We start from the raw sequence: 17,959 nt of genomic DNA, 5'->3' as shown, positions 1-17,959 counted from the left end.
CCGCCCGCGTCCCGGTCTCCACTCACCGCTACCTCCAGCCGGCGAACTGCCGTCCGGCATCACTCGAAAGGCAACCGAGCATGAACACCAGATCCCGCATCAAGACCCGCACCCACCGCGGCGAAGCCTCCGTGTGGGAATACCTCGACACCTCGTGTGTCGGCGCCGTCTTCAACCAGGACCCCGCCGCCCGCGGTCTGCACGCCGTCCTGACCTACGGCCAAGACCAGTGGAACGCCGGGTGGGACGTGCTCCGCACCAGCCCCGTCTTCCGCAGCGAGGCGGAAACCGTCATCACCACCCTGTTCAGCGACGTCCTGCACTACTGGGCCCGCCGCAACCCCAACGCCTTCGACCTTCTCCAGCGCCGCGTCTGGGAACTGCGTGGGGAATTCGAGAAGTTCGACTTCGACAGGTTCGTCGACGAAGAGGAACTCGCGGCCCTGTCGGCCGCCGACGTGAGCGAGGTGACCGCCCGTCTTCTGGCCGATCTGCTGCTGTGTGCCGAGCGGCTGAACCTCAGCTCCAACAACGTCTTCGCCAACGGAGTGCGCTTCTTCGTGGCCGACTGGAACCAGCTGAAGTTCGAACAGCTCCCGCGCGCCGAACAGGAGGCGCACATCGCCCTGGCCACCCTGGAAGAGCAGAAGCTCATCCTCGGCTTCCGGCCGCACGGTGACGAGGGCGACGGCATCTGGCACGTACAGGAGAACCAGCTGGACCGTACGGTCCTGCACACCGAGGACGTCGCCGCCTACGCCGAGCGACGCAACGAGCTCCTCCGGCCCCACCCGGAGCGCCCCGGAAGCGCCTGGAGCAATTCCTCCCCGCGCTGACCGAAGCCCTCTCGTCCACCGTCCGGCAGGGCAAGCCGAGCGGCGGACCCCGGAACCCACGCCGTTCCTGGTGGGCGGGCGAACAGTCCCGCCCACCAGGAACGGCCCCGAGCGGAGTCTTGTCATGACCATCACCGCGAGCACTCCAGCCGGCCCGGGCGCGGGCTTCGAGCAGGCAGTACGCCAGGCCATTCGTCTGGTCGCCCCGGCCAGGTTGCGCCTGGTCACCTCCCGGCCCAGCCCCCCAGCCAAGGCAGGTCCCTCAACGGACGCCGACGTGGAGGCTCTCGCGATCAGCATCGGCGTCCTCAGCCCCGCTGACACCGAGCCCCGCTGACCGGCCCCGACCGGTCAAGCCGGACAGCTTGATCACCACCTTCCCCCCTCGGCACAAGATCCCCATCACCTCGAAAGGCATGCCTCCCATGAACAACCTCGCCGCCATTCCCGTCGCCGCCGTACTGCTGCACGCCCTGGCCGTCGTCGAATTCCCCGGCTTCCTGGAACTCGACGAGGACTGCGTGATCGCCCACCCGCCGCACCTTCCCCAGGACAAAGCCCTGGACAGCGAGCACATCATTCTAAGCGCCCCCGGCTTTGTCAGCAGCCCTGCGGCCCAGTACACGGGCGGCTTGTGCGCCATGGCATACGAGGGCTACGACGGCTCGGACTACTGCGACATCGAGCGCGTCTACGAGGCGCAGCCCGGAGGGGACCTCATGGTCCACGCCGCCGCGTGCGCGAAGGCCGTCGCCGACTGGTTCGCCTCGCGCCGGACAACCGCCGAGGGCTCCGGAGACGAAAGCGGGGCCGACGACACGGACGAAGTCCGTACCAGCATCACCGAAGTGTGCTGACTTGGGCAAAGCCGTCGGCCCCTGGAACCCACAAGCGCAGCACCAAGGCACCACCCCTGAGGTATCCGACAGTGTAGGGCCTTGCATGAGACAGGATGAGCCACGATGACCACGACCAGAGAACAGTTCGAGCAGCGCCTCGCGCAGCTGCGGCGCGAGGCGCCGGAACTCACGCGCAAGGACTTCGCGCACCTCGCCGGCGTCGCCGAGAAGACGGTCCGGAACTGGCTGGACGCCGACCCGGAGTTCGCTGACACCGCCCGAACCGGTGCGCGGCGAGTCCAGCTCTTCCCCTTTGACGAGGGCGCACAGTGGGTGCGCAAGCAGCTCTTCGGCGCCGACGAGCGGGCGCCGGAAGTGAGCCGGGGGCCACGGCTCGCCGCGGAGCCCCAGCGCATGCCCCACACGCCCGGCGAGCGGTGGCGCTGGGTTGACATGGCGCGTCTTCGGGGTGTCACGCCGACCGCCGTGCGGCTGCTCGCCGCCGACTACCGGGACCACCCCGAGCACCCGTTTCCGCCACGCGACGAGTTCGACCGCATGTGTGACGCCGATGAGGTCTCCGCCTGGTTCCTGTGGTACGACACCACCCGTCCGGGATACACCGGTCCCCGGCCCGCCGAGATCGCGGCCGAGTCCGGGAGCAAGGACACCCGCCACAAGGAGGTCGTCAGGCGCCTGCACACGGCGCTCGACAACGGCGAAAGCCTGACCAGCCGGGCCCTGGCCGAGGAACTCGGGGTGAGCATCGATGTCGCGGCCCGCTACCTGCGGCAGGCCGCCGAGGAGGTTCTCCCGAAGCGCGGTCTGATCTCCCGCAGTCAGATCGCCGAACGGCTGCCCGCGGCGTCCGCCACGCTCACGCCCGAGCAGCGTCGCGAGAGAGTGAAGACCCTTCTCAAGCGCAAGAGCGCTCCCGCCCCCGTCATCACGGTGGCCGATACGCCCTACTACAGCGAGACGGCCATCGCCGAGTTCCTGGCCCCTCCCGTGTGACCCCGCCGACCGCCGTCCCCGATCGGACAGGCCGCGGTCGGCATTCTCACCTTCGCATCCCGGCGATCGAGTGTGGGGCCCTCGGCGGGAGGGGTGCAAGGACGGGCTTCGCCGCGTCCTTGCACCCCTCCCGTTCGGGCCCCGCTTCTTCTTTGCCGGGGTGGGGAGGGGGGCATCCACCGGCACCGGCCCGGGGGCGGCTCGGCGCCGTAGCCGTGTGCGGCACCACGCGCGTCCGCACACCCCGATGGCGCTGCGACCCGGACGAAATCCGCAGAGACTGACCCCTGTTGGGCCGGGATTTCACGTTGACCACCCCACCCAAGAAAGATAGATTTACCTATGTCGAAAGGGGGCAGGGCAAAGCCCCCGGAACCCACGATCCACCGAGGAGATCACCTTGGCCGAGGACACCGAAGACGCCGAGCAGACCGAGTTCCTGTTGGTGTGCGAGAACGGCGATATCGAGCCGTTCGACGACTACCACGACGCCTACGAGGCGCTGACCGCCGCCGTCAAGCGTGACGTCGAGAAGCACGGCGAGGAGACGGCTCGCGAGGGTGTGATCCACCCGTACGGAATGTCGATCACCGTCATGCGCGACGGCCGTGACGTCACGGAGGACTGGGAGCGGAACGAGCCGCACAAGCCGCTGAGCATGGACTGAGCGGCGCCCGGCCAGCGAGCCGGGATCCCTCGAATCGCCGGGATGCGCGGCTGCTCCCACGCGCGAGCTCGCTCGTGAACGTCGTCGACGCACGAGCCGGCCGGAACGCCGCGCGCCCGGCGCCCTTCCCCCTCTTCCGCTCTTCAGAGCGTCCGTCACGCGCCCCACTGCTTCGGGCCGGGGAGTAACCGGCCTGCTTCGAAAGGACTCCATCATGCGTATCACCACCGCCCCGCACGCCATCGAGGCGCGCGCCGCGTTCGGCGGTTACTCCGCCTTCCCCAGACGGGTGGCCCCTCTGCTCGCGATGCGCCTCACCGTGATGCGGGAGTACGCGGCGAACCGCAACCACGTCGCGGTCTGGGCCGACACCGCCAAGCAGGTTCACGAGGCCATCGTGGCCGTGTGCTTCGCCGAGGTCGCCCGTCGCCGCCGGTACCGCCGGTTCGCGAGCCGTGTCGCGCTGGACGCCATCGTGGCGTACGAGAAGGCGTACGTCGTCTCTCTCTCGCGCGACGAAGCGGGCCACTACCACCCCGAGCCTGGCACCGAATACCCGTTCGCCGTCTCCGACATCGGCCGCGCCGCCGCCGATCTCCTCGGCGACGAGTGGTTCGCAGACTCCGGTTCGTGGGGCGTGCGCGGTTACCTCCAGGCAGACGGCGAGAGCGGCGGCTACACCCTCGCCGTTTCCGACAGCGGTGTCCTCTACGTCGAGACCCTGCCCGAGGCACGCCGCACCGACGTCGCCGACGTGTGGTCCAGCGACCGTCTCGGGAACATCGCCGCCCGCGTCGCCGACACCATCCGCGAACTCCGCAAGGGCGACTGACCCGCCCTGCGCGGCCGTGCCCCGGCCAGGAAACCGGCCGGGGCACGGCTGCCGCACCCCGGCTCCACCACCCGCCCGGAGACCGACCGGGCAGTCCCCGAGTGAGAGGAACCCGCACGATGACCAGCAAGACCAATCCCAACGGCTACACCGTGCACGCATTCAACGCGGCCGGTGACGTCCTCGGACTCGACGGCCCCCAGTCGGCCGGAAAGGCGCGTGAGGGCGTGGACGGCCGGACCGCCGGACAGTCCCTGTTCATCGAGACCGGTCACCGGCTGGAGGGCAATGGCCTTCCGGTGCGCGACCGGATCCGCTGGTACGTCGTCACCGATCACAAGGCCCGCCGCCACACGTGCCACGGACGGCCCGAAGGTGTCGAGCCGGGCACCCTGGCCGCCCTGGTGCGCTACCTCGAATGCTCACCGGCTGAGTGGGTGGCGCTCGCGATGCTCGAACACGCCACGGAGGGCACCCCGTTCTGCGGCTCGTGCGAGGACACCGGCACCGTGACCCTGTACGACGGTTCCACCGACGGGGTCATCGGCAGCCGGGCGTGTGAGGACAAGGCATGCATCCAGCGCGGCCGGGCGCGGGCCCGGATTACTGAACAGCGCCACACGGGAGAGCTGCTCATCGGGCATGAGGTGTTCACGCCGCACATCTGCTCCGAGTGCCACTACGGCGGTTACACGCCCGTGCCCGGCCTGTACCCGAGCACAGGCCCGGTCTACGTGTGCACGGCGTGGGAGTGCGGTCACACGGTCGACCGGAGTGCGTTCGAGGTCGCGGACGGCGAGAGGTTGGCCGAGGCGAACAACCGGCTTCACACCGCCCGTGCCCGCCGCCATGACGAACCCCCCTTCTAGGCATCGCAGCCCCCACCACAGACGGTGTGCGGCCCGATCGAGTCGGGCCGGGGAGCACCGGCCACCCCATCCGGAGCACGGCCCCAACCCCACGGAGAGGAACACCACGACATGACCACGCAGGACGAACAGCCCGCGGCTCACCGACCCGCGACAGACGACACCGGCCGACGGGAGTGGACGGAGGCTGAGGCACTGGAGCGTGACCGGCGGGCGGAGGAGCGCACGCGGCCGGTGACAGCGGAGCTGGTACGGAACCGGGGCACCCGGGAAACGGTGGTGTGGCTGCTCGACGAGTCCGGCACTTTGTGCGCCACGGCGCACGTAATCCGGCTGGACATCCGCCACGACGTCCGCCAGGACGACGCGGAAGCAGCGGCAGCCCGTGCGCTGGTGAAGGCAGGTTTTCGTCCCGTGCTCGGCTGGACGTGGACGGAGGTAGGGGCGGACGCCTCCCGGCGCCGGTGGCGTATCGCGATCGAGCCGACGGCCGACTACCTGTCGTACGTAGAGCGTCGCTACGGTCCGCGTCCGGAGATTCCGGCTATCGACGGCGCCACCGTCACGGCGCGCACGCAGCGCGGATGGTGGGACGTCACCACGTCCGACGGTGAACGGTACGCGCTCACGTGGTCGCCGCAGATCGGTGGCGACCGGTGGACGGTGTGGGGCGGGGAGAACTTCACCCGGCTCGTTCGCTCCACCACCGACCAGGCGAAGGCGCTGTTCGTGCTCCGCCACCCGAGCCACACTCGCGGTTGACGCGGTGTGGCCCCGGGGTGGTGCAGGACACCCGCCGAGGACTTGGCCGCCCGCAACGGCCTCACCCCGATACCCCTCCGCTACTGACCATGCCCGCCCGGCCCGGGGCCGCGCGCCCCGGGCCCGCACCGAACGGAGCACATCCCATGCGACTGGGTATCCCGAGGTTCCACCCCCTCTCCGACATGCCGCTGTTCGAGTCGCAGCGCACCCTGCGCGGCCACCCCTTCTACCCCGGCGCGAGCGTGCTGCGCTCCCTCGCCCCCCGCGAACCCCGCCTCCCGGCCGAACAGGCGCCGTGCGTCGTCTACCACTCGCCGTGGGGCCACATGGTCGTCACCGAGATCCACCCGGAGAACCTGAACGGATACGGCTGGACGTCCCTGTCGAACTACCCGGACGGCGCCGAGTGGGGAGACCTCGGATACATGGGCGAGTTCGAGCGAAGGCGCGGCACGCCGTACGAGTTCTGGGAGCGAGACCTGCACTCCCAGGACCGCAACGCGGCTGCCGCTATCGCCCGCATCCTCACGCGCTACGACGACCCTCCTGCACAGCGCAGCGCGCCAGAAGGGCCCGAGCAGGCGCCCGCCGTCCCAGCAGAACCAGTAACCCATCCAACCGCCGCCCCCGTTGCTCGCATGCCCCGCACTCCCAAGGGCACCCTGCGCGTCCGCCGCTGACCCGAGGCAGCCGGCCCGAGCACCCACCAGGGCATGCACGCCCAGGGGCGCAGCGCGAAGCCGCGGGCCCCCGTACCGACATCCCCTGAGTCGGTGCGGGGGCCCGCGGCTTTGTTCGTTCGCTGCCTGTGCCGACGCTGCCTATTGGCGCGGCGGCTGGTTCACCCAGGACTGTGGGCTTCGAGCAGTCGGCCCCGGCGGAGCTGATACGGGGTACTGGGGTACCTGCGGTGCGGGGTAGGCGGCCGGTACCGGCTGCTGCGGGTAGGGGCCGGTCTGGCTCCCGGGTGCGGGGGCCGGGGGTACACAGCGGAGCTTGGTCCCCGCGTACAGGGTGACGCTCCAGGCGGGTTGGTCGCTGAAGAGGCGCCACATGGGTTTGCCGTCGACCGTTGTCCTCTCGTAGCGGCCGAGGCGGAAGCCGATCGTCGTTCCTCCTTCGTCCTCCACCTCCATCATGAGACCGATCCACTCGGGGCTGAGGTCCTCGATCGGCCGTTCGGCCACCCCGTTGGGTGTCATCCCTTCTCCTCTCGCGTCGAGGCCGCGCGTTCCTCCGCCGGCTCGGACAGCGTCGGCCCATGCGGCGTACCCGCGTGCGCGACCGAGGCGGTAACAGGCTGGCCGGTCGGCGTCTCGCGTGCGGTAGCCGTGGGCGGTGCGGGGCTGTGATCCGGTGCAGGGTCTTCCTGCATGCTGGCGGACTCGGCGGCAACCTTGCGGACGGTTTCCACGGACTCGCCGAGTCGGTCGGCGACGGAACGGACGCCGTCGAGCTGGAGCATCTGGCCGACGCTCCGGGCCTGCCTGTCCCGCAGCTCCTCTTTCGCGGTCCTGGCCTGACCGCGCAGCCGGGCGGCGTACGCGGCGATCTTCTCCTCGGCCGCTTCGGTGACGTCCTCGATCTCCTGCGCTGCCAGTTCGTAGTCGGTGGCCAGGTCCTCCAGCCGCCGCTCTCGCTCCCAGTGCGCGGCCCGGCGTGCGCGCACTCGCTCGCGGGCGTCGACCTCCCGCGCCGATTTCCGCGGACTCCGTTGAGCCATCCAACTCGCCTCCCCTAAACGATGGGTTCTGGGTCATTGTGACCGATGAATCCACGCTTCCCACATGGGGAATTGGGAGCCTTCTCCGAATGACGCAGCCAGAGGCATTCAGAGGCAATCTGAATCACTTGATCTTGCCTGTGGATAACGCGAACTGCGGGTTTTCCGCAGGTCCGCTCAGGAGAGCGGACCTGCGGAAAACCGGGGGCGCTTCGCGGTCCGTGAAGAAGGGAGGTGCAGGTCGGCTCGTCGGCTCGGCTCGTTCCTCGCTCGCCAACTCCCCTTCCCTGCACCTCCCTTCTTCACGGTCAAAGCTCTTGCATTCACAATGACACAAGGTAATCTGAGTGCATGATGACCATCCACAAGCTCTCAGCTGGGGATGGCTATCGCTATTACACGAGCGAGACCATCACCGGCGATGTACGCCGTTCTCCCGACCGTGACCTGGGTGATTACTACACGGCGGAGGGAAATCCGCCGGGTGTATGGGTCGGTGGTGGAATCGCGGAACTCGGCGTCTCCGGGCCGGTGTCCGAGGAGCAGATGGAGGCCCTGTACGGCGAGGGACTGCACCCGAACGCGGACGAGATCATCAAGACGGCCGTTGCCGAAGGGCTCTCACCCGCCGAGGCCACCCGCCGGGCACGGCTGGGCCGCCGCTTCTACCGGTACGACCAAACCGCCGGCCCCCTCGCAGCGAAGATCCAGGACGAGATCGAGGCCCTCGAAGCCCGCAAGGGCGCGGAGGCCACCGCCGATGAGCGTAAGAAGGTGCGCGCCAAGGCCGGCGCCATCGCCTTCCGGGCGGACTTCGGCCGCTCTCCCAAGGATGCCGAGGAGCTCGCCCGCTACATCAGCGCGAACACCGCCTCGAAGCAGCAGGCGGTCGTGGGATACGACCTGGTCCTGCGTCCTCCGGAGGAGATCGGCAAGGGTCTGTTCGGTGAGGGCGACGAGGACGTCTGCCGGATCACGATGGAGTGCGACGAGGAAGCGGTCCTTGAGACGATCGGCTGGATCGAAGAGCACGCGCTCGCCACCCGCACAGGCATCAACGGCATTGCCCAGGAAGACGTGCGGGGCGGACTCGTCGCCTCCCTCTTCGAGCACTACGACAACCGGCTCGGCGAACCCCTTCTCCACCATCACCTGGTCGTGGCGAACAAGGTCCGCGGGGCCGACGGCAAGTGGCGCTCGATCGACGGGAAGCTGCTGTACGCGATGGGGGTTGCCGCCTCCGAGTTCTACAACCAGGTCGTGGTCGAGAAGGTGTGCGCGCGGCTCGGGCTGGAGGCCGAGGAGCGTGAGGTCACCCCGGGCAAGCGGCCGGTCATGGGGATCAAGGGTTTCGACCGCGGGGTGCTGGAGCCGCATTCGAAGCGCACGCGAGACATCGGCACGCGGCTGGAGGAACTGCTACAGGCTTATCGTCAGGAGCACGGCAAGGAGCCGGGGACTGCGGCCCGGATGGCGCTCATCCAGCAGGCCACGCTGGAGACCAGGCCGGCCAAGAAGAAGGGGCGGTCCCTGGCCCAGTTGCGGGCGGCATGGCGCAGGCAGGCCATCGCCGCCGTCGGCCGGGAACGGGTTGACGCGCTGCTGCGTACGGCGCAGGTCGCAGCGTCCGCACCCGGTGACGGAAGCAGCGACCTGACCGAGATCGATGTGGTGCAGGCCGCTGAGGACGTCCTTGCCGTGGTGTCCGATGCCCGAGCGGTGTGGGGCGAGCGGCACGTGCTGGCCGAGTCGCGACGCCACGTCGTACGGCTCACCCGAGGTCGCAGCTCAGCGGCCGACGGGCTCGCCGAGCGCATCACCGAACGCGTGCTGGCGCATGGTTCGCTGAGCATCACACCGCCCGACCTACACCGACCGTTCGCGCCTCTTCTGCGGGCAGACGGCACGAGCATCTACCGGCGCCGCGAGTCCGTCCTGTACACCTCGCGTGAGGTCTTGGCCGCAGAAGACCGGGTCTTGAACGCCGCGCGCACCGTGGTGGTCCCCGCTCTCGCCGGGGACCGGTTCACGGAGGTCGCCGACCACTTCCAGGGCCATGAGCTGGATGCGGGACAGCGCCGGCTGGCGAAGGCGTTCGCCTGCTCCGACCGCCTCGTCGTGGGCGGCATCGGCCCCGCCGGCACGGGCAAGACCACCGCACTCCAGCTCGTCCGTGACGCGGTGGCGGCCGGGGGCGGACGGCTCATACCTCTTGCCCCCTCCTCGCGCGCGATGAAGGTCATCGAAGGCGACCTCGGCACCACGGCGTACACGCTGCACGGATGGCTCGCCCAGCGCGATCAGCTGACCGAAGGCAGCATCGTCCACCGCGTGTTGAAACGTCGCAGCAGCAAGCGCCGCAAGACCGTCTCGGAGGAGTACGCGCTGCGCCCGGGGGACGTGATCGTGGTGGACGAGGCGGGCATGGCCGGTACGCGAAACCTCGCGCGCGTGGTGGCCGAGGCCGAGTCCGCCGGCGCCCTGGTCCGACTCATCGGAGATCCCGCGCAGCTCGGTTCGATCGAGTCGGGAGGCCTGCTGCGCCAACTCGCCCGCGCTGTCGGCGTGGTGGAGCTGGAAGAGCTCCACCGCTTCCAGACCGAGGGCGAGGGGGAGGCAACCCTTGTCCTGCGCGACGGCGACCCGGCTGATGCCTGGGGCTGGTATTTGGACCAGGGGCGGGTCGTGGGCGGCAGCCGCGAGGAGATGCTCAGCGCCGTCTTCACCGGGTGGCAGCACGACGTCGAGGCCGGACTGAAAGCGCTCATGATGGCCGACGACGCCGAGATGGTCCGCGAACTCAACCTGCGAGCCCAGGCCTTCCAACTCGCCTCCGGCCGACTCGACTTGAGCCGGACCGCACGGTTGCGCGACGAGCTCCAGGCCGCGGTCGGCGATGTCATCGTGACCCGCAAGAACCAGCGCAAACTCTCCCTGCTCGGGGGCCGCGACTATGTCAAGAACGGCGACCAGTGGCTGATCGAGCGGATCGACCGGCGCGGAAACGCCCACGTCCGACACACCGGCCACGGCGGACGGATCGTTCTGCAGCGCGGTTACCTGCGCAGGCACGCCGAACTCGGGTACGCATACACCACACACCGCGCCCAGGGCATCACGGTGGCAGCCGCCCACGGCCTCATCAGCGCGCGCACCTCGCGGGAAGCTGCGTACGTCGAGGCGACCCGGGGGAGCCAGTCCAACCACATCTATGTCGTCACCGACGACGCCCAGAACATGCGCGACGTACTGGACACCGTGGCCCACAGCAGCCAGGCCTCCGTGTCCGCTCACGAGATGATCGAGGCCGAACAGGAACGCGCCTACAGCATCGGCCAGCTCGTCGCCGAGTACACCGACGTCTACGCCCGCGCCACCAGCCAGCGCCTGCAGAGTCTCACCCGCCGTGTCCTTGGGCCCGAGGCTGAGGTGTTCATCGGCGCGGACGCCTGGGAGGTCGCCGAGCGTTCGTTGCGCGCAGCCGAAGCCGAAGGCTGGGACCTCGGCCGGCTCATCCGGGTCGCCTTCGACGAAAGGGACTTCGCGGACGCGGAGGACCCGGCTGCCGTGCTGGCCTGGCGCATCGACTACCGCGTCGAAGCCGGACAGAAGGCAGCTGAACGAGCCACCCGCCGGGAGGCCCAGCCTGGCGGCAGCCGCCCACTGAAGACGCTCAGCACAGAACAACTGCAGCGCCTACTGGAACTCGCCGAGCAGCACCGCCGGACCGCCCTGGAGGAACTGCTGCGCGCGGACGCCGCCGTCGACAGCCAGCCCCGGCCGGTCGTGGCAAACGGACTTCCCCACCCCGCCTGGCCCGACCGAGCACACGGACACCTCACCCGGGCCCAACTCGCCGCCGCCATCGCCCAGGTGCGGGCCCGTATCCGCCGCGCGGAACACGAAGGGGACCACGAGACCGAACGCGCCGCTGCTGCGGAACACGCCCTGCTGCGGCGCGAGCAGCAGCTGCGCAGGGCGATGCCCGCACGCGAACGGATGCGCGAAGACTGGCAGCGCGAACCTGGCCGTGGCGCCAGCCACACCGCCCGCCAGCCCGTGGCAGCCACCCGCGCCGAACGCACGGCCAACCTCCAGCGCCAGGACACGGCCCGGGAACGACTCAAGCGCGCCCAGCTCATCGCCGCCAAAATCCGAGCCGAACAACGGCTGCGCGACGAGCTCCCGCACCATCCGGCACCGGTTCTGGACAACAGCGGTCACCTGCCCGACTGGATCGCTCCCTCCGCCGCCGTACGGGACATGGACACTCCGGAAGGCTGGCGTCAACACCTGGTCGAGCGGCGCTTCGTGCTCTCCGAACGCCTGGAACAGATGGGACTTGCTCTGGCCGAGTCCCCACCGCCGTGGACCCGGGTCCTCGGACCGGTCCCCGTCGAGGGAACCGACCTTCGCGAACAGTGGGAGCGCACGGCGGCGGTAGCGGACGTGTGGCGCATCCGCCACGCTCTGGGAGACGACGTTCCCGGCATTGGTGAACAGCCTGCTGATCCCCGCGACGCCCATGCCTGGTCGATCTTCCAGCAGCGCATCGCCGAGGTCGGCCGCCGTGCTCGCGCATCCGCCGCCGCGCGGCACCGGCCCGACGAGCCGTCCGGCGGGATGCGGATCGCCGCACGTACGGCCGAGAACTTCCAGTACCGACTGCTCGACGCCCACGTGTCCGAACCTGAGGACCGGGAGGCGGTATCGGCCGCCGCCGCAGCATTCGCCGAACTCGCCCTGCGCCAAGCCCTGGAGGGACAGGAAGCCCTTGAGGAGTGGGTCGAGCAGATACCTGCGCCGGACAGGGAGGACACCACTCAGCAGGAGCAGTGGCTGCAACTCGTCGCAGCTCTCACCGCCTATCGGATGCTCAACCAGATCGACTCCGACGAGCCTTTGGGAGAGACTCCTGATGAGGCCGAAGAGCGTGAGCAGTGGAACGAGTTGCACGAGACCATGACGCTCTTCCAGCGCTCCCGCATCCAGCAGCGCCTAGGGGAAGTCCACGCCGAACGAGCGCGGCGTGGCCTGGCCCCCGTCACACCTGGCGTGCCGGCGGACGACGCCGTCCGCCGGCGGCGGGCCGACAGCACACAAGACGAACAGAACCATCACCGGCGCCGCGGACCCAACCCGGGACCGCGCAGGGGACCGGGAACGTGAGTGAGGAGAAGAGGGAATGGACGAGAAGGACGAGAACGTCACCACCAACGAAGGGCTTACCGAAGAGCAGCGGGAACTCCTCACCCAGTTCGCCGCCAGGCGAGCCGCCCGGCTGGCCGTAGCCTCCGGACGAGCACCCGAGCAGTCGGAGCTTGAGTCCCGCCTGCGCGAGATGGACGAGGCCTTTGCGGCACACCCAGACCGCGACAGCCCGCTGGTGCAGGAGAATCACGAACTCAAGAGGTACACGGCGATCCTCGAAGAAGCCATACGTGCCTTGATGGCCGGCGAATTGGTCGCAGACGCGAGGCAATAGCCGTGGACTTCGGTACTTAAGAGCTCGGACCGCGGTCCGCGTGACCGCTCTAACCTATGGCCTTGCCGTCACACGGCAGGTCAGCGGTCGGTGCACGAGTGGCCACGCCCCGGCTATCGTGATTCACATGCCGTCGACGCACCTGCTGATTATCGGAGACCGAGCCGCCCTGAGCAGGGTGCTGACCGAGCAGCGGATGGCGTTCCCGGCGGGGCGGTCAAGGGCGGCCCGTGCGCTGGAAGAGGGCGACGAGATCTTCCTTTACACCACCAGGAGTTGCTTCCGGAACCCGACGCGTGACCTGGGACGCGTCATCGGCAGGGCTGCGGTCGCAAGTCCGGTACGAGCTCTGGGCGAGCCGGTGACCTTTGGCGAGCGCTCCTTCACGGAAGGCTGTCACCTGGAGGTGTCCGGACTGGCCCGGTTCCGTGAGGGGCTGGTTCTGCGTGATCTGGTACCGCGGCTGTCGGTCTTCCCCGATCCGGCTACGTGGAGCGTCCACATGCGGCGGGCGTCGCTGACTCTCCCGCCGGGCGACGCCGATCTGGTACGTACAGAGCTGGAGCCGCTGTTGCGCCCCTACGACGAGGCCGTCGAGGAGTACCGCTGGGGGTCGGTTTCGGCTTGAGCAGGAGCACGGCTATCACGGCACCTTCGGCAACCCCTCAAGCTGGGTCTTCGAAGTTAGGCGGGGTGGGTGAGCCTTCGTCCTCCGGGGTTCTCACGGAGGGTGAGCGTGGGGGTGGTCGGCTCGTGGGTGCAGGGCGTCCGTGGTCATCGGCGATCATGACTGTTCTCCGGCAGTTTGATCACCAGAAACCACGGGCTTGGACAACGATACGGCGGTGCTGCTCGACTTGGACGGCCTTGCCGTCGAGAGCGTTGAGCGGCTGATGGACGGCACCCGGCGGGTGCATCTGACCACAGCGGACGAAGCCGCCCGGGCCTGTCCCTCCTGCGGCGTGTTCGCGTCACATGTGAAGGGCCTCGTGTACACCCGTCCACGTGATCTTCCTTACGGAGAACGGGGATTGGAGTTCGTGTGGTGCAAGCGGCGTTGGTATTGCCGGGAGTCCGGATGCGAGCGGAAGTCGTTCACCGAGCAGGTTCGGCAGATACCGGCCGGGGCCCGGATCACCGGCCGGCTGCGCCGGGCTGCCGCCCTGCGGGTGCGGGATGCTGCTTCCACCGTGGTCCAGGCCGCCCGTGACCTGCACGTGTCCTGGCCGACGGTGATGGACGCCTTCCGCGCGGCCGCCCGCGAGGTCACCGAGGCGCCGCTGCCGGAAGTGGAGGTGCTGGGCGTCGACGAGACCCGGCGCGGACGGCCGCGCTGGGAACAGGATGCGGACACCGGCAAGTGGCACCTGGTGCGCGAGAGGTGGCACACCGGGTTCGTCGACGCGCTCGGGGCCGGTGGCCTGCTCGGGCAGGTCGAGGGCCGTGCCGCCGCCGACGTCCTGGCCTGGCTGTCCACCACCCCTTGGAGTGGAGAAAGAACATCCGCTACGTCGCCATCGACATGTCAGCCACCTACCGGGCCGCGATCCGCACCGGCCTGCCCGATGCCATCGTGGTCGTTGACCACTTCCACATCGTCCAGCTCGCGAACAAGATGCTCTCTGCTGTACGGCGTCGCACCACCGCCGAGATCCGGGGCCGGCGTGGACGCGCCACCGACCCGGAATGGAAGGCCCGTCGACGGCTGCTGCGCAACCGTGAGGACCTCACCGACCAGCAGTTCGCCACGATGTGGAACGCGCTGCTGGACGAGGGGCCGATCGGGCAGACGCTGCTGACCGCCTGGATCGCCAAGGAGAGCCTGCGCACCCTCCTCGCCCTGGCCCGAACCGGCGCCGACCGCGAAGAAGTAGGCCACGCCCGATGGAAGTTCCTCACCTGGTGCGCGGACTCAGACATCCCCGAAGCCTGCACCCTCGCCACCACCGTCGACCGCTGGTGGCCCGAGATCGCCGGGTTCATCGACACCGGCCACAGCAACGCCAAGAGCGAAGGCATCAACCGCGTCATCAAGCTCGTCGCCCGCAACGCATTCGGCTTCCGCAATGCCGACAGCCAGCGCCTACGCACACGCTGCGTCACCACCCGCCGAGCCCGCGGACACCTCAACCCCGCCTAACCTCGAAGACCCCGATATTCCCGTCCAGCACACCGCCTCCACCACCGGGCACGGCAGGCGCGAGTCCCGCTCGATCAAGACCTGCGCCGTCCCGGACGAACTCGGCGGGATCTCCTTCCCCCACGGCCGCCTGGCCATCCGTGTCCACCGCCGCCGCAAGCAAACCGGCCAGCGCGAGACCCGGGAGAGCCTCTACGCCGTCACCAGCCTCGACGCCCACCAGACCGGCCCCGCCGGCCTTGCCACCGCGATCCGCGGGCACTGGGGGATCGAGAACTCCTCACACCACATCAGGGACGTCACCTTCGCCGAAGACGCCTCCACCGTCCACACCGGCACCGCACCCCGCGCCATGGCAACCCTCCGCAACCTCGCCATCGGTGTCCTGAAGACCCTCGGATCCGACAACATCGCCAAAACCACCCGAGCGATTCGAAACGAACCCGAACGAGCACTTCACATCCTGGGCATCACAACCGAACCAGACACCTACGGAACTTGATCAAGCCCTGGCCCGCAGGGCTTCCACCTGGTTCCCACACCGGCGCCGGACCTCGTCCACCGCAGCATTGGTGAAGGAGATCAGTGCGATCCCGCGCCGGCCTTCCTCGGCAGTCCGCTTCAGGAACCGGGCGACCATGGCCCGGGTCTTACCGGCCCCGGGACAGGCAGCCGCGAACAAGCTGTCTTGAGCGTCGACAAGAGCCTGCTGGTCGTCAGTCAGCTTCACGTCACTCAACCTTCATCACCCCGTGTATCCAGCAGGACGCCACGGATGGCGTCAGCCAGGTACCGAGGAGCTTCAAAGTCCGCGCCGCTCTGGATGGCCAGCGCCACTTCGTGCGCGAACTCGCCCTTGCCGATGAACTTCTTGTGCTTGCGAAGCTTCAGGTAAAAGCCCCAGGCACGCCCTCGCTCGTCGTCGAGAATCTCCTGCCACTTCTTCTTGGAGCGTCGGCGCTGTTTCAGGAAGGCCGTCCTGAGTACCGGCTCGTTGATCTCGGGGTCGAGGAGGTCGGCCTCAAGCGTGTGCGGCGCTTCCGCGACGATCAGGTGGTCTGTGGCCCCGATCGACTCGGCGTGAGCAGTCAGCCGGTCCTTACGGTTGTTCACGGCGGCGTCGTCATCGTCTTCCGGCTCGTCCTCGTCACCGTCGGCGCCCGCGCCGGGACCGCCCTCGACTGGAGCGGCGGCCGTCGGGTTCTGGGCATCGCCTAGGTCGTCTTCGGCCTCCCCGTCGTCGGTCTTCTGTTCCTTGGGGATGTCCGGGTCGCCGTCGGTGATGACGGTCAGCTTGTCCAGCAGCCGACACCCGTTGACCGTCGAGAGCAGCAGCGTGATGTACGGCGCAAAGTCGACGCTGCCGACATTGATGATCGTGACGCCGTGGAAGTCCCGACGCTGTTTCGCCTGGTCCTCGCCTTTGAAGACGCAGTGCCGGGCGATGACCGGCAGCAGGACCGCTTCAGCAATGCCTTCCACCAGGATGACACGACGGGCAAAGAGCAGGCCTGCGCGGGTCGCATCGAGGTACTGATTGATCTTTCGCCGTTCGTCGCCGGTGAGGTCGAGCTTGGCCAGAGGGAGCGCTTGCGTCTTCCGGCGTAGCACCTCTTTCTCCTGGCCGTCGTCGTCCTGGACCCTCTCCTTGTCCACTCGCGTGCGCAGCGCCACGACGTTCTCGATACCGACACTGCTAGCCAGGTTGGGCGAATGCGTGCTCGCGACGACCTGGATACGGCCGGCGGGACCGTGCGTATCGTTCTTGAGCGAGGCTTCGGCTTGTTCCCGCAGGTAGTCCAGCAGCACCGCTTGGAGCTGTGGGTGGAGGTGGGCCTCCGGCTCCTCGACAAGGAAGAGCGTCAGTTCCATGTGCTGGGCGTTGCGCAGCTCCAGGATGACGGTGGCGATGAAGAGGAGGTTGGCGTAGCCAAGGCCCGACTCGGTGAGGTCCGCTGGCGGGATGCCAGCCTCGGCCATCTTGACCCGCAGGCTCCGGGCCAGTCGGTGCAGCTCGTACTGGGCGAAAGCGACCTCGACGGTCTGCCCCCGAACCGAGTCGGTCAGTTCTCCCAAGTGACCCTGGATCTCTTTGGTCGTAGAGGTCAGGACCGGGTGTTCCTTGAGCTTGGTGAACGAGTCGTTGGCCTGCGCGCGGAACGCTTCCTGTTCGTCTTCATCGGTGAGGTAGCGGATGATCCGCAGCAGCCGGTTGCCGTCCGACGAGTCCAACTCCCTCTGCGCATCCCGAAGGGGCGCCAGGTAGACGTGCGCGATTTGGTCCCGCTTCTCTGGCTCGGCGTCGGGTCCATCCACAGGTCCGGCTGTAACACTCGGGCGCATCTGCTGCCGGGACTCATCCCGTTTGTACGTCGTCTTGTAGGCGGCCTGATTGGTCTCCACATCGAGCGAGGCTATGTAGTGGGCGCGTTGCGCTGACGTCAGACCGTCGTACGACGCGCGGAACTGGGCCTCATCCGCTTCTCGACCATGCGACAGGTCGGATTCGTCGAACCACCGCGTGGATCGACGATTCAAGGGTGTGGTGGCCAGCCTGAGCGCTTCGATGACGTTGGACTTGCCGGAGTTGTTCTCGCCCACGAGGAGCGTAATGTTCGGCTGCAACTCGACTTCCACTTCGTAGCAGGAGCGGAAGTTCTTGATGGCGAGCCTGGACAAGTACATCCCTGCTTGCGGCTTTTCTTGGCTTTTGCTCACCAACACGTCCCCGTCGACTTCAGGCCAGCCATTTACGCAAAAGAGTCGACTGCACCAAGCATCACATAGGG

At 68.5% G+C, this 17,959-nt stretch carries 18 protein-coding genes and 1 pseudogene; 15 read left to right on the top strand and 4 right to left on the bottom strand.

Annotation, left to right across the window (positions count from 1 at the left end):
- Positions 1–80: 80 nt before the first annotated feature.
- From OHB41_RS38365 to OHB41_RS38325, 9 genes are all read left to right on the top strand, one after another.
- On the top strand, positions 81–836 hold the full coding sequence (locus OHB41_RS38365; protein WP_266703964.1) for a hypothetical protein: 756 nt from the start codon (positions 81–83) through the stop codon (positions 834–836).
- Between the two features lie 124 nt (positions 837–960).
- Positions 961–1,173, top strand: coding sequence for a hypothetical protein (locus tag OHB41_RS38360; protein WP_266703958.1), 213 nt, complete (start codon positions 961–963; stop codon positions 1,171–1,173).
- 88 nt (positions 1,174–1,261) lie between these two features.
- Positions 1,262–1,693: a hypothetical protein gene (locus tag OHB41_RS38355; RefSeq protein ID WP_266703956.1), complete on the top strand. Its 432-nt coding sequence runs from the start codon at positions 1,262–1,264 to the stop codon at positions 1,691–1,693.
- Positions 1,694–1,798: 105 nt separating this feature from the next.
- Entirely contained in the window at positions 1,799–2,689 is an 891-nt protein-coding gene (locus tag OHB41_RS38350) for a hypothetical protein (protein WP_266703954.1), read from the top strand.
- A gap of 400 nt (positions 2,690–3,089) precedes the next feature.
- Complete coding sequence (locus tag OHB41_RS38345; protein ID WP_266703952.1) at positions 3,090–3,356, top strand: hypothetical protein; 267 nt, start codon at positions 3,090–3,092, stop codon at positions 3,354–3,356.
- Between the two features lie 214 nt (positions 3,357–3,570).
- Entirely contained in the window at positions 3,571–4,188 is a 618-nt protein-coding gene (locus tag OHB41_RS38340; protein ID WP_266703950.1) for a hypothetical protein, read from the top strand.
- 119 nt (positions 4,189–4,307) lie between these two features.
- Positions 4,308–5,057 (top strand): hypothetical protein, encoded by a 750-nt coding sequence (locus OHB41_RS38335; RefSeq protein WP_266703948.1) that lies wholly within the window; start codon positions 4,308–4,310, stop codon positions 5,055–5,057.
- Positions 5,058–5,168: 111 nt separating this feature from the next.
- Complete coding sequence (locus OHB41_RS38330; protein ID WP_266703946.1) at positions 5,169–5,819, top strand: hypothetical protein; 651 nt, start codon at positions 5,169–5,171, stop codon at positions 5,817–5,819.
- A gap of 146 nt (positions 5,820–5,965) precedes the next feature.
- The gene (locus tag OHB41_RS38325; RefSeq protein WP_266703944.1) at positions 5,966–6,502 is read left to right on the top strand and encodes a hypothetical protein; all 537 of its coding nucleotides are present in this window, start codon (positions 5,966–5,968) and stop codon (positions 6,500–6,502) included.
- A 141-nt stretch (positions 6,503–6,643) separates the two neighbouring features.
- On the opposite strand, the gene OHB41_RS38320 is transcribed toward OHB41_RS38325, so the two are convergent.
- Together OHB41_RS38320 and OHB41_RS38315 are read right to left on the bottom strand one after the other, a co-directional pair.
- Positions 6,644–7,024, bottom strand: a complete 381-nt coding sequence (locus tag OHB41_RS38320; RefSeq protein WP_261722800.1) for a hypothetical protein — start codon at positions 7,022–7,024, stop codon at positions 6,644–6,646.
- Complete coding sequence (locus OHB41_RS38315) at positions 7,021–7,545, bottom strand: hypothetical protein (protein WP_266703942.1); 525 nt, start codon at positions 7,543–7,545, stop codon at positions 7,021–7,023. The genes OHB41_RS38320 and OHB41_RS38315 overlap by 4 nt, the downstream gene beginning before the upstream one ends.
- A gap of 351 nt (positions 7,546–7,896) precedes the next feature.
- Between OHB41_RS38315 and mobF the strand changes: the two genes are divergently transcribed.
- From mobF to OHB41_RS38290, 6 genes and pseudogenes are all read left to right on the top strand, one after another.
- The gene (gene mobF, locus OHB41_RS38310) at positions 7,897–12,714 is read left to right on the top strand and encodes a MobF family relaxase (RefSeq protein ID WP_266703939.1); all 4,818 of its coding nucleotides are present in this window, start codon (positions 7,897–7,899) and stop codon (positions 12,712–12,714) included.
- Between the two features lie 16 nt (positions 12,715–12,730).
- Complete coding sequence (locus OHB41_RS38305) at positions 12,731–13,030, top strand: hypothetical protein (RefSeq protein ID WP_266703937.1); 300 nt, start codon at positions 12,731–12,733, stop codon at positions 13,028–13,030.
- 127 nt (positions 13,031–13,157) lie between these two features.
- Entirely contained in the window at positions 13,158–13,658 is a 501-nt protein-coding gene (locus OHB41_RS38300) for a hypothetical protein (RefSeq protein WP_266703935.1), read from the top strand.
- A 265-nt stretch (positions 13,659–13,923) separates the two neighbouring features.
- Positions 13,924–14,274: pseudogene (locus OHB41_RS52400) on the top strand (transposase family protein); the annotation flags it as partial.
- A gap of 239 nt (positions 14,275–14,513) precedes the next feature.
- Positions 14,514–15,170 (top strand): transposase, encoded by a 657-nt coding sequence (locus OHB41_RS38295; RefSeq protein WP_266703933.1) that lies wholly within the window; start codon positions 14,514–14,516, stop codon positions 15,168–15,170.
- Positions 15,097–15,672, top strand: coding sequence for an ISAs1 family transposase (locus tag OHB41_RS38290; RefSeq protein WP_266703930.1), 576 nt, complete (start codon positions 15,097–15,099; stop codon positions 15,670–15,672). Before OHB41_RS38295 ends, OHB41_RS38290 begins: the two co-directional genes overlap by 74 nt.
- On the opposite strand, the gene OHB41_RS38285 is transcribed toward OHB41_RS38290, so the two are convergent.
- Positions 15,673–15,900 (bottom strand): UvrD-helicase domain-containing protein, encoded by a 228-nt coding sequence (locus OHB41_RS38285; protein ID WP_266703928.1) that lies wholly within the window; start codon positions 15,898–15,900, stop codon positions 15,673–15,675.
- A 5-nt stretch (positions 15,901–15,905) separates the two neighbouring features.
- Complete coding sequence (locus tag OHB41_RS38280; RefSeq protein WP_266703926.1) at positions 15,906–17,888, bottom strand: ATP-dependent nuclease; 1,983 nt, start codon at positions 17,886–17,888, stop codon at positions 15,906–15,908.
- Between the last annotated feature and the right edge of the window lie 71 nt (positions 17,889–17,959).

The sequence above is a fragment of the Streptomyces sp. NBC_01571 genome (assembly GCF_026339875.1).
Taxonomy (GTDB): Bacteria; Actinomycetota; Actinomycetes; order Streptomycetales; family Streptomycetaceae; genus Streptomyces.
The sequence above is the reverse complement of the archived record's forward strand: the minus strand, read 5'-3'. Positions and strand labels throughout refer to the sequence as shown.